The 11658-nt window shown below is 42.1% G+C and carries 12 protein-coding genes and 1 pseudogene; 10 read left to right on the top strand and 3 right to left on the bottom strand.

What is annotated here, in order from left to right; translation table 11 throughout:
* Positions 1 to 94: 94 nt before the first annotated feature.
* The 5 genes and pseudogenes from V7K67_RS12885 to V7K67_RS12865 all read left to right on the top strand — a co-directional run.
* Positions 95 to 796: pseudogene (locus tag V7K67_RS12885) on the top strand (thioredoxin-like domain-containing protein); the annotation flags it as partial.
* Between the two features lie 286 nt (positions 797 to 1082).
* On the top strand, positions 1083 to 1505 hold the full coding sequence (locus tag V7K67_RS12880; protein WP_334711812.1) for a KGK domain-containing protein: 423 nt from the start codon (positions 1083 to 1085) through the stop codon (positions 1503 to 1505).
* 1126 nt (positions 1506 to 2631) lie between these two features.
* On the top strand, positions 2632 to 2982 hold the full coding sequence (locus tag V7K67_RS12875) for a DUF952 domain-containing protein (protein WP_334733009.1): 351 nt from the start codon (positions 2632 to 2634) through the stop codon (positions 2980 to 2982).
* A 337-nt stretch (positions 2983 to 3319) separates the two neighbouring features.
* Positions 3320 to 3961 carry a Uma2 family endonuclease gene (locus V7K67_RS12870; protein WP_334733000.1) on the top strand — a complete coding sequence of 214 codons (642 nt, stop codon included), beginning with the start codon at positions 3320 to 3322 and terminating at the stop codon, positions 3959 to 3961.
* A gap of 484 nt (positions 3962 to 4445) precedes the next feature.
* The gene (locus V7K67_RS12865; RefSeq protein WP_334732999.1) at positions 4446 to 5483 is read left to right on the top strand and encodes an RluA family pseudouridine synthase; all 1038 of its coding nucleotides are present in this window, start codon (positions 4446 to 4448) and stop codon (positions 5481 to 5483) included.
* 220 nt (positions 5484 to 5703) lie between these two features.
* Here the strand turns inward: V7K67_RS12865 and V7K67_RS12860 are convergent, their stop codons facing one another.
* The 3 genes from V7K67_RS12860 to V7K67_RS12850 form a co-directional block, all read right to left on the bottom strand.
* Complete coding sequence (locus tag V7K67_RS12860; RefSeq protein WP_334710061.1) at positions 5704 to 6471, bottom strand: phycobilisome rod-core linker polypeptide; 768 nt, start codon at positions 6469 to 6471, stop codon at positions 5704 to 5706.
* A gap of 422 nt (positions 6472 to 6893) precedes the next feature.
* Positions 6894 to 7439 (bottom strand): hypothetical protein, encoded by a 546-nt coding sequence (locus V7K67_RS12855; RefSeq protein WP_334732998.1) that lies wholly within the window; start codon positions 7437 to 7439, stop codon positions 6894 to 6896.
* Entirely contained in the window at positions 7436 to 8053 is a 618-nt protein-coding gene (locus tag V7K67_RS12850) for a phycobiliprotein lyase (RefSeq protein WP_335166830.1), read from the bottom strand. The genes V7K67_RS12855 and V7K67_RS12850 overlap by 4 nt, the downstream gene beginning before the upstream one ends.
* 315 nt (positions 8054 to 8368) lie before the next feature.
* Between V7K67_RS12850 and V7K67_RS12845 the strand changes: the two genes are divergently transcribed.
* The 5 genes from V7K67_RS12845 to V7K67_RS12825 all read left to right on the top strand — a co-directional run bounded on the left by V7K67_RS12845 (position 8369) and on the right by V7K67_RS12825 (position 10989).
* The gene (locus V7K67_RS12845) at positions 8369 to 8539 is read left to right on the top strand and encodes an NblA/ycf18 family protein (RefSeq protein WP_442936022.1); all 171 of its coding nucleotides are present in this window, start codon (positions 8369 to 8371) and stop codon (positions 8537 to 8539) included.
* Between the two features lie 77 nt (positions 8540 to 8616).
* Positions 8617 to 8868, top strand: a complete 252-nt coding sequence (locus V7K67_RS12840) for a hypothetical protein (RefSeq protein WP_335166827.1) — start codon at positions 8617 to 8619, stop codon at positions 8866 to 8868.
* A gap of 170 nt (positions 8869 to 9038) precedes the next feature.
* Positions 9039 to 9596 (top strand): bleomycin hydrolase, encoded by a 558-nt coding sequence (locus tag V7K67_RS12835; protein ID WP_334710059.1) that lies wholly within the window; start codon positions 9039 to 9041, stop codon positions 9594 to 9596.
* 85 nt (positions 9597 to 9681) lie between these two features.
* Complete coding sequence (locus V7K67_RS12830; protein WP_334732997.1) at positions 9682 to 10176, top strand: bleomycin hydrolase; 495 nt, start codon at positions 9682 to 9684, stop codon at positions 10174 to 10176.
* Between the two features lie 204 nt (positions 10177 to 10380).
* Positions 10381 to 10989, top strand: a complete 609-nt coding sequence (locus V7K67_RS12825; protein WP_334732996.1) for a HEAT repeat domain-containing protein — start codon at positions 10381 to 10383, stop codon at positions 10987 to 10989.
* Positions 10990 to 11658 lie beyond the last annotated feature (669 nt).

The following is an 11658-nucleotide window of genomic DNA, read 5'->3' as shown; positions in this document are numbered from 1 at the left end:
AAAACGTCCTGCTGTTCCCATGTTTATCATGTAGTTGTTTGGCGCGCGGCGCGGTGTAACCGCGCCATTGCTTGTGACAGTTGCGTAAGTCCTGCGCAATATCCATCCTCATAGCGGTGCTGGTTTAGAAACCGCGCTGAATTCCCCTTGGGATTTAGTGAAAGTGGGAAATATTCTGTTTATTGCAATGGCTGGGCCGCATCAAATTTGGCAAATGGATTTGGAAACCGGCATCATCAAAACTTATGCTGGTACTGGTGCAGAAGCTTGTATTGATGGTTCACTTACCGAATCTGCCTTTGCTCAACCTAGCGGTATTACTAATAATGGGCAAGAATTATATATTGCTGACAGCGAAGTTAGTTCAATTCGTGGTGTGGGAATTGTAGAACCGTACCAAGTGCGAACTGTTTGCGGTAGTGGGGGTTTATTTGGTTTCGGCGATGTAGATGGACAAGGTGAAGATGTCCGTTTACAACACTGTTTAGGAGTGGAATACGCTGAGAATTTTCTGTGGGTGGCAGATACCTATAATCATAAAATTAAATTAGTTAATCCCAGCACAGGGAATTGTCAAACAGTTTTGGGAGATGGTATTAGCGGCTTAAAAGATGGGAAGGGTAAGAACACTCGGTTTTTTGAACCTTCGGGATTGAGTGTTATGGATTCATATCTATATATTAGTGATACCAATAACCATGCTATTCGTTGCGTAAATTTGAATACTTTTGAGGTGAAAACGCTGGAATTTCCTGGTTTATGTACGCCAGATGTTTGTATTCCACCGAATTTATAGAATGATAAATCATGCAAAGATGCAAAATAAAGCTATGTGTCTGGGCGTAATTTTGCAAACACCCAGAGCCTCAGATCCCCGACTTCTTCAAGAAGTCGGGGATCTTTTTGTTCGTAACTTATTTAGGAATGTTGTTGAGCGATCGCTTGATAGATGCTCAGATTATTCTTTTGCAAGTTATTTGAGTATTTTCACTAACTTGATCTAAACAAAATTGCAGAATAAGCTAGAAGTAAGCTTAAATTATCAAGCCATTATTTCTCCACTCTGAATTGATTACACTGATATGAAGAATAAATTCATTACTCTAGACTGTGATGATGTTGTACTTTTGGAGAAAGACACTTTTAAGGTCAGCAGATTAAAGGAATTAGTTCAGGAACAGATTTACAGCAAGTGGGAACGTCATAGTGCTTCTTATTTATACTCCATTCAAAATGCTAACACTCAAATTTCTGAATTTTTCAAGCAACTATCTGTTAGTCAAGAAACTATCAAAATAGATGAAGTTAAATTAAATTTGGTTATAGATTGCCAGATACTTAAAATTAGCGGTAGAGGCTGGCAAAAAGGCAAACTAAAAATTAAAATATATATATCAAATGTCACTACAGATAAATATAGATTATATCTTGAATTTTATCCTGATGAACCTGCTAAACCTGAATCACCTTTAGATGATATTCGTAAAATGATAGAAGTAACATAAATATTATCCTCTGCATCAAGAAACGCGAATAATGCTAAGAAGCAAAAAAAAATGGGCTGCGCTCGTACTGATTGACTCGATTCTAAGAGACAATTTATAAAGTAAGTCTTAAGTAGGCTGTGTTACAGCTTTAGCCTCTGGATATGAAATTTTTAAGAATAATATTGTAGAGCGATCGCTTGTATGCAGTTAGTAATTTTTGATATTGATGGTACACTGACCAATACCTCCAAAATTGATGAAAATTGTTTTGTACGTGCTTTTACCAAGCCCCTTCGGGGCGGGAACAGGGAACTCTTAACAGGGAACAGAAAAAAAATTAGCCCCGAATACAGGGTTTAAAGCCCCTAAATTTATTTATGAAAAGAGATAAAAATATTTGAAACGAGATGGCGTCAGCCACGATGTTTCAATGTGTCCTTGTACAAATCCCCTGATTTTAATTATGGGGATTTCCCTGTTGCCTGTTGCCCGTTCCCTGTTCCCTTTTCCCTTGGAATTTGGTATTTTTGGTATAAATACAAACTGGGCTGAATACGCATACACCACGGATTCTGGAATTACCCAGCAAATTTTCCAAGAAAAATTAGAACGTCTTCCTTCAAATGAAGAGTTAGTCAGACTCAAAGCACGTTTTGTTAGTCTACTTCAGGAAGCGTTTATCAACAACCAAGATTTATTCAGCGAAATTTCTGGTTCTGCAAATGTATTAGCTAAATTACAGTTAGACCCTGATTGGTGCGTTGCGATGTCTGACGACAAGCCGCTTCGCGTCTACGCAACTGGTGGATGGCGTGAATCTGCTAAACTAAAACTTAAAAAAGCTAATATAGAAATAGAAAGCATTCCGTTGGCTTCAGCTAATGATGCACTTTCGCGAGAAGATATTATTAAGACAACTATTATCAAAGCAGAGAATGCTGATCAAGTTGAAAAATTTCAGAAAGTTGTTTTTGTCGGTGATGGTGTTTGGGACGTAAAAGCAGCCTATAAGTTGAATATTGCCTTTATTGGAATAGGTGATAATAAATTAACAAATGTCGGCGCTACCCAAGTAATTAAAGACTTTACAAATTTAGAAGATTTCCCGAAAATATTACAATCCGCAGAAATTCCTAGATTTACTATGAATACTATCCTCCATATTACCAAACGCCAACAATGGGAACAAGCAAAAAATCTCGGTAAATATCGCGCTGATTCGTTAGAGAGTGAGGGTTTTATACATTGCTCAAAATCAACGCAGATACTCAAAGTTGCAAAGAGATTTTTTGATAATCAAAAAGAATTAGTGCTACTTTTTATTGATTCTGATCAAGTACAAGCTGAAATTCGCTATGAACCTGCTGAAATAGGCGAATTATTTCCTCATATTTATGGTGAGTTAAATATTGATGCTGTGTATCAAGTGATTGATTTTGAAGCTGGGGAAGATAGTTTATTTGAGTTGCCGCAAGAAGTTATAGATTTAGAATAACGTAGACTCTTCGGCTTATGGCAGGCTACCGCAGAGGCGCAGAGGACACGGAGGAGGAGAGACGGAAAGAATTTAAGCCAATACGGTTCAGTTAAGGCTTTACTCTTTGTCAAAGTGATTTTTTTCTGAACGTAGACGCGGAGCGGCTTGCCGCAGGCTACCGCAAAGGATGCAAAGTACGCAAAGAAAGAGAAGGAAGACAAGCTTAATTGAACTGTATTGGAATTTAAGCGTTCGCTTTTTAGCTAGGGCATTTGCTATATCGAATTTGGGAAAATTCCCTTTTCGCTCATGTCAAATTTGAGTAAAAATTAAATTATTTAACAACTAACATCAGATGGTTACTCTTCAACTCAGACAAATTCGAGTTCCACCAGGGCAAAGAATAATACTGGAAGATGTGAGTTGGCAAGTATTTGAAGCAATTCTCAACGAGTTAGGAGAGCATCGCGGGAGTCGAGTAGCATACAGCCAAGGAACGTTAGAAATTATGGCTCCATTACCAGAACATGAGCGATCTAAGGTAATTATCGGAGACTTGGTGAAAGCTTTGCGAGATGAACTCGATCTCAATTGGGAGTCTTTAGGTTCAACCACCTTTAAGCGAAAAGAGATAAGTGCAGGTATTGAACCCGATGATTGCTTTTATATTCAAAACTATAAGCTAATGATTGGGAAAGATAGGATCGACCTAACTGTTGATCCTCCTCCTGATTTGGCAATTGAAATTGATGTCACCTCTAAAACCCAAATTAGTGCCTACGAAGCTTTGAAAGTGCCTGAAATCTGGCGATATGAAAGCAAAAAACTAGAAATTAGCTTACTGCAAGGTGAGCAATATGTGAAGTCTCTCATCAGCCCCACATTTCCTACTTTTTCTATCACAGAACTCATTCCCCAGTTTGTGCAAATGGCGCGAACTACAGGAATGAGTTCAGCACTTAGAGCGTTTCGACAATCGGTAAGGAATAAGAATTAAATAACATACAATTTATGTCCCTGGTTTACCTCACCCTCAATCCCTCTCCGATATATTAGACATCTCCGAAAAAGAATGTAGAGACGTAGCAGTGCTACGTCTCTACAAGGGTTATGGGTAACGCATATTTAATTTCTGGAGATGTCTATTGGAGAGGGAAGCTAGAAACAGGATGAAGTTTTGCATCTTATTTAATCCACCTTCCTAAGAGAACAAATACAAGACAGTCAAGGCGAATAGAATTGAATACAGTTCAGAATGAGCAACAAAACACTTGTAGAGACGGCGATTTATCGCGTCTCGAAAACCCAAAATTGTTGCCAGTAGCCCTTAACCCAAACGTATTGGAATAGAATTCGCGGTTACACAAACTCTCATCCGTAAGGTAAAATGAAGGTTTTGCCTGTCTAAACGCAGTTTATAACTGCCCTTTTAAAGCATTTCCGCGCTTTACTTAAAGAAGGGGAATTAATGTAGAGCAATTGTGACCGAATTTAATTTACAAATCCAAGAAAATAGCGATGGCTGCACCAACGCCAAGGGCGAACGCTTGTCTTCTGTTATGGAGGATGCAGCACCTAGGCTACTTCCCTCCAGTAATACGATACACTGCGTCAACACCAAAGGCGATCGCCTCGACCGTTTCCTTTCTCAAGAATTACCAGACTTATCCCGTTCCCGCATCCAACAGTTAATCGAACAGGGTAACGTCCAACTTAACGAGCAAGTTTGCACATCTAAGAAGATCAATGTCAAGTTAGGCGATCGCATCACTCTGGAAATACCAGAAGTCCAACCCCTAGAATTGCTTGCAGAAGATATCCCCTTAGATATCCTCTACGAAGACGACCAATTACTTATTCTCAACAAACCCGCAGGCTTAGTTGTCCATCCTGCACCCGGTCATCCAGATGGCACTTTGGTCAATGCTTTATTGGCACACTGTCCCAATTTACCAGGAATTGGCGGAGTCCAACGTCCGGGAATCGTCCATCGATTGGATAAGGATACAACGGGAGCGATCGCGATCGCTAAAACAGATATTGCCCATCGTCATCTACAAGCGCAACTCAAAGCTAAAACTGCACGGCGAGAATACTTGGGTGTAGTTTATGGTGCGCCAAAAACTGAAAGTGGCACCATAGACCTACCAATTGGTCGCCATCCCCAAGACCGCAAGAAAATGGCGATTATACCCGTTGAACAAGGCGGACGAGTCGCCGTCACTCACTGGCAAGTACTAGAACGCCTTGGTAACTTCACCTTAATTCACTTTCAATTAGAAACTGGACGCACCCATCAAATTCGCGTCCACAGTGGCAAAATGGGACATCCAATTGTCGGCGACCGAGTTTATAGTTCTGGTCATTCAGTGGGGGTAAATTTGCCCGGTCAAGCACTCCACGCTTGGCGACTCAAATTGCAGCATCCCCTATCTGGGGAGTTGATTGAAGTGACAGCGACTCCTCCCGCCCACTTTACAAAACTTTTGGAGATGCTCAAAAGACGAACTACACTTTAAGCCCATCCACGCCTGAAAGTAGAACCATTTCACATATCATTAGGCATAAAAAAACCATACCCCATGCCAATGCCAATTAACAACTAGCGTGCATCAGACATGGGATAGAGTCTGTTTCACTAGTTATATCTAAATGAAACTCCTACATAACCCAAGACTTATGCACGCTATAAAATAATCAATCAAATGGATGTACTAGCCAGCCACCGACCAAAAATTGTTATTTAATTCCTGCCAGTTGCCGATAAGGTACAGACTTTTCGATATCGATGTTGAATGACGAGATCCGTTGTGGCCCATTGCCAGTTGCATTGACACTTTGTGCCATGCTCAGGAATAGAGCTGGATCGCCAGCCTTGGGTTTTTGCTCTTGTGGAAGGAATCTGCGTACTTCTACCTGCCAAATGATTTGGGGGAAACCCAGTTTGGTACGGTGGTAGTCTTCGTATCGCGGAGATTTGATGTTGAATGGCAACTCACCCGCAGATTGAGATGGCAGTATCCGACGGCGGTGATAGGGCACTGTGGAGTATCCAAAATTGCTCAGGTACTCTTCAGTGTTGAGTACTTCATCAACCAAGCCGACAATACCTTTGGTCGCAACTACAATTGACCAAGCGATTTTTTCCCGCTCGTTGTATGGGTCGCGTCCTAGAACCCGCTGGATTACTTGCTCAACAAAACGATAATTATTGTTGAGGTCGTAGAAGCTTCTCTTAAAGGTATTAGAAAGCAACAACCCACGAATAAAGTCCCGCACTGTAATTTGTCCATTACGGAGTTGAGACTCTAAATATGTTTCGCGATCGGCAGCAAAGGCATGAAAGAAAATTTGACGATATGCGGCTTCAATCAGATCACCTAAATCTGACGGAGACAGAATATTGTCTGTATTAAAAATTCTGGGCTGTTCATCACCAGGTACTTCATACGCAGCTACACGCTGGTTTTGACTTGAAGGTTCATATTCTAACAGAGGAATTGGCACTCTAAAGCCTCCATGTTCTTAATTAAAGTTAACAACTTTTAATCACATATTAAGGGAGTAGTTGGATCAGAACCTCAGAATTCTGATAAAATTTCACGAAACTTAACTAAGAGTGATTTTCAGGATTCGGATGAAATAATGATTAGTCTGCTAGACTCAACCATAGCTAATCAATAAAGGGAATGGGGTTTCCAGCTTAAATAACTACGTGAATCACTAAACAAACTTATTCACATAATTTAGATTAGGAGATTCAGTTTCACCTTTTTGAACTAGAGCAATAATTTTTAACATTTAGCAAAAGAAATTAATGGGGAATTGGGTATGGGGCATTGGGCATACAAGTAAAAAGTAAAAAGAAAGATAAATTCAATATTTCTTTTAACTTTTAACTTGTTTCTCTCCCCTGCCTCCTGCCCCCCTCAGCGACCTATCCAAAATTCCAGGGGATCTATGGTTGATTTACAGTAAGGCCAGCTACGCAAAGTTGCTTCCATTCCTGCCTCCCAGTAGGGTGGTTCCAATCCCAATCCTAAACATAAATGAGATAGGATACTAGCAAACTGCTCATTGTGACCAAAGTCTCCTAGATGGGCATGGGCGTATTCATGGACGACTACACCAAACCAGTCTTTAGGTGCAACTCGACCGACATCTACCAAAATAGTGATTGGGTTTGTGAGAATGTTGCATAGCCCGTCTATCCCAAAGGATTGAGCTATGGGTACTGCAAAAATTTGGATGTGGCGACGCTCTTGGGGATGAAAGCACTCATGACAAAACCCTAAATAGGTGTTGATCTGAGCGTTTACGGCATTAATATTATCGCCGATCCAAGTACAAATGGGGATGCGATCGCGCAAGTTATCAAACACATCCACCATACCTGGTTCTAGGGCAAGTCTCTGTACTAGATGCAGATAATCTCGCCCACGAGTAAAAGCATCACTCTGCTTGAGATAATTCACCACCCCAAAACTGAATAAAATTGTCTTTTTTCCAGAACATCCGTCCCAAGTTTTTCTGTTACTTCTTCTGTGCTGGAAACCTCAACAGCAGCATCAATGCGTGTTTCAGTACAAAACGATGCCGTGCTAAAGCCACCAAACCGTTTGACTGTACTGGTTCGCATTCGCATATTTGGGCTGGCAAACCAGAATCGCTCAATGGAACTCATTGTTTCGTATTCGGTTGTCAATACTAGTCCATCTTCATCATCCATGTGAAAAAGACCGACTACAGGCACGATTTCGGCGTAACCTCTTTCGCGGAGTAATTTTCCTTGTCTGGGGTTATCGCCGTCAGGCACAATCGCAAATATGGTTTTTCCCTGATGATTCTCCTCACCTTCTCGATCCCAAGCCATTGTGCCTAGCCAACGCACACGCGAACCACCTACTGAAAGGCTGGGGTCAATTTCATGATACTGGCACAATTCTATGATTTCGGGATGGTTGGCATCGAGAGTTTCTACCTGTATATCCGATTCTCCCGTCTCTGAGCGCTTGAACGCTAGATGATGAGTTGCACGTTGCGATCGCCACTTACCAGCACTTAGCTGAAAAAATTCCATTGCGTCTATCAATCTTCTGACTCCTACTTATAACTCCTGCGGACGATGTTTACCTTGTTTTTTCTTTTTAGAGTAGTTGCTATGTAAACATTCTAAACATTACAGCCATTAGCGGGTCAGCTTCAATAAATTTCCTACCAGGGGAGAGGAGATGTGTTGTTATGTAATTGTAAATTTTTATAAGCATGATTTGTTATGACTTGACAACGTAGACATTTTAATATCTCGGTGCTAGAATATTGGAAAGCAATTTCTACGACAGCTTACGCCTTCAAACTAGCGGTAATAAAAAATACCCTTCGATCCAGTCAATCCGAGGAGTGAATGATGGACTTCCCAATCGAACTAACTTTAGAACAACAGTTTCGCTTACAAAATTTGAAAGACCAGGTAAAAAGTTTGAGTCAAGAAGAGGCTCAGGATTTTTTGCTAGAAGTTTTACGGCAGATGATGGTAAAAGATAATTTGGTCAAACATCTCCTAAAACAAGCTTGACCAAGTAAAAAATAAGATTTTTTCTTTAAGACTTACGCAGTGGCAGAGTTCCATTGAAATGCGTAAGTCTTAATTTTTTGGGGATTGGGAATTGGGGACTGGGAATTGGGGACTGGGGACTGGGGACTGGGAATTGGGGACTGGGGACTGGGAATTGGGGATTAGGGATTAGGGACTGGGGATTAGGGATTAGGGACTGGGGATTGGGGATTGGGGACTGGGAATTAGGGATTAGGGACTGGGGACTGGGGACTGGGGACTGGGAATTGGGGATTGGGAACAAGAAGCAGAGAGGGGGGAGAAACGCTTCCTGTAACTTTCCCCCCTAGTCCCCAGTCCCCAATTCCCAAATTAAATATTACAGATTATTACTTTGTCTCTCATAGTAAAGACTAGGGTACTGTTGATCCCCTATGTTTTTGTTTGGCTACTCACAGTTAATCTGATCGAGAACAAGCCAAAAATAATATCCGCCATTTGTGAATATTAAGGAGAACTCATGGTTCTTGATGCTTTTTCCAGAGCTGTAATTACAGCTGATGCCAAAACCGCTCCTATCGGTGGTGCTGACTTGGCAGCCCTGAAGTCTTTCATTGCTGAAGGCAACAAGCGCCTTGATGCAGTGAATGCGATCGCCAGCAATGCTAGCTGTGCGGTTTCTGATGCGATCGCTGGGATTGCTTGTGAAAACACTGGCTTGCTTCAAGCTGGTGGTAACTTGTACCCCACTCGTCGGACTGCTGCTTGTTTACGTGATGCTGAAATCATTCTGCGCTACGTAACTTATGCACTATTGGCTGGTGATTCTTCTGTATTAGACGATCGCGCTTTGAACGGTTTGAAAGAAACCTACACAGCTTTGGGCGTACCTACCACCTCTTCTGTGCGTGCTGTTCAAATTCTAAAGGCGATTAGCGTCGCTCACATCACCAACACCAACACAGAAGCTAACGCTGGTAAAAAGTTCCGCAAACTGGACACTCCTCAAGGCGACTGCTCTGCTCTAGCTGCTGAAGCTGCTAGCTACTTCGATCGCGTTATTTCTGCTCTGAGCTAATTGCTAATCGCTAACGGCTAAAGCCTATTAGTCAAGCCAACTGAAATCACAACTCGATCAAATCTAATCTGGAGTATAAAAAGCAATGAAATCAGTTATCACTACGGTTATTGGAGCTGCTGATGCAGCAGGTCGTTTCCCAACTAGCTCTGATCTAGAATCAGTTCAAGGTAGCATTCAACGTGCTAGTGCTCGTCTAGAAGCTGCTGAAAAGCTAGCTGCTGGTATCGATAACGTAGCTAAGGAAGCTTATGATGCTGCCTTCAAGAAATATCCTTACTTGACCCAAGAAGGTGAAGCTGGCGCTACCCAAGTCAAGAAAGACAAGTGCCTCCGCGACATCAAGCACTACCTGCGCTTGATCAACTACAGCTTAGTTGTGGGTGGTACTGGTCCTCTGGATGAGTGGGGTATTGCAGGCGCTCGTGAAGTTTATCGCTCTTTGGGTCTGCCCACAGCTCCTTATGTTACCGCGTTGACTTACACTCGCGATCGCGCTTGCTCTCCTCGTGACTTGTCTCCTCAAGCTTTGGGTGAGTTCCGCGCTCTCCTGGACTATGTGATCAACTCCCTGTCATAGTAACAAGGGTTGAATAGACGAGCGATCGTCATACTCTAAAACTTAGGGACTCTCAGTCTGTTGCTTTGCCTGTATCTGGTTGAGTGACTGACCAAGAGTCCCTCAGTTGTTAGTAATTCGTAATGACGCTCAAGGTCTCGCTAACGCTGCGCTAACGTAATTCATGATTGAACTTGGGGGATTTAGACAGGAAAATTTGATTTTATGACAATAGATTCTTTATTTGAACAGTTGAAACACCCCAACCCCAATCTGCGAGAACGAGCCATGTGGGAACTGGCTGATGTCCGTGATGAAAATACCATTCCTCGGCTCATGGGTATTTTGGATGAGGAAGATGTCACTTATCGTCGAGCGGCGGTAAAGGCACTGGGCGCTATTGGTACGGACGCTGTACCGCTACTGGTAGAGTCATTAATAAATAGCGATAATGCGACCATTCGGGGTAGCTGTGCTAAGGCCCTGGCACAAGTTGCTGCTAACCATCCCGATGTTCCTTTTCCGGCTGAGGGCTTACAGGGATTGAAAACAGCGCTCAATGACCAAAATCCTGTTGTTTATATTGCATCAGTGATGGCGCTGGGTGAAATTGGTTCTCCTGCCTTTGAGATTTTGACTGAAGCTCTGAAAACAATAGATAATGTGGCGGTGGCTGTAGCGATCGTCAACGCACTTGGTTCAATGGGTGATATCCGAGGGGTGGAAGTGTTGACAGGATTGACAAATGATGAATCTATTGATCCGTATGTTAAAGAGTCAGCCGTGAGTGCTTTGTCCCGATTAGATCAGTTGATTAAGTATAAAAGAGGGTAGCGATCGCTCTTAAATACAACTACTTTTATCAATCCCAATAGAACGAATACATTAGACATCTCCAGAAATTAAATATGCGTTATCCAGAATCCTTGTAGAGACGTAGCAGTGCTACGTCTCTACATTCATTTTCACCAGATGTCTATTAAGTAGGTGGGCGTAAATAAAGTTAACTGGTGGGGGTCGTCATTTGTCATTGTTCATTGGTAAGGGTTTTAGCCATATTTACTTTTCGTAACATAGTTTGGTTTATTCCCGCCTACCTACTTAGAGGATGTTTGAAAAGTCTAATTTATTACTTCACCGAGCGACTGGAAGTCGCGGCTACACGAACCAAACCCACCTCCGTGGGTTAAAAACTTTGATTTTATCTTAGTCCACGCAGGTGGACTAAGTTTTGTGTAAGTAAGTCGGCACAATAAAACCAAACTGTGTGAAGAAAAGTGAATAAGGCTCAAACCCTCTTTCCCCCTGCTCCCTGCCCCCTGCCCCCTGCCTTATTCCAACAATAATTATTTACACCGACCTACTTAGTAGCGAATTCTATTCGCCTAATACTTTTCAAACATCCTATTAACCCAAGTTGCGGGTTATCGACTGATCTGTGCTTGTTACCACTCAATTGATGCGATCGCGTGCATCGGTACGTTGGCGCGTAGCGCCAACGTA

Origin of the sequence: Nostoc sp. (assembly GCF_036917155.1) — a bacterium.
Classification (GTDB): Bacteria; Cyanobacteriota; Cyanobacteriia; order Cyanobacteriales; family Nostocaceae; genus Nostoc.
The sequence above is the reverse complement of the archived record's forward strand: the minus strand, read 5'-3'. Positions and strand labels throughout refer to the sequence as shown.

Excerpts from the sequence above, each read along its gene's own strand:
- V7K67_RS12880 (WP_334711812.1), top strand. The coding sequence starts at position 1,083 with ATGAAGAATAAATTCATTACTCTAGACTGTGATGATGTTGTACTTTTG.
- V7K67_RS12875 (WP_334733009.1), top strand. The coding sequence starts at position 2,632 with ATGAATACTATCCTCCATATTACCAAACGCCAACAATGGGAACAAGCA.
- V7K67_RS12870 (WP_334733000.1), top strand. The coding sequence starts at position 3,320 with ATGGTTACTCTTCAACTCAGACAAATTCGAGTTCCACCAGGGCAAAGA.
- V7K67_RS12845 (WP_442936022.1), top strand. The coding sequence starts at position 8,369 with ATGATGGACTTCCCAATCGAACTAACTTTAGAACAACAGTTTCGCTTA.
- V7K67_RS12835 (WP_334710059.1), top strand. The coding sequence starts at position 9,039 with ATGGTTCTTGATGCTTTTTCCAGAGCTGTAATTACAGCTGATGCCAAA.
- V7K67_RS12830 (WP_334732997.1), top strand. The coding sequence starts at position 9,682 with ATGAAATCAGTTATCACTACGGTTATTGGAGCTGCTGATGCAGCAGGT.
- V7K67_RS12825 (WP_334732996.1), top strand. The coding sequence starts at position 10,381 with ATGACAATAGATTCTTTATTTGAACAGTTGAAACACCCCAACCCCAAT.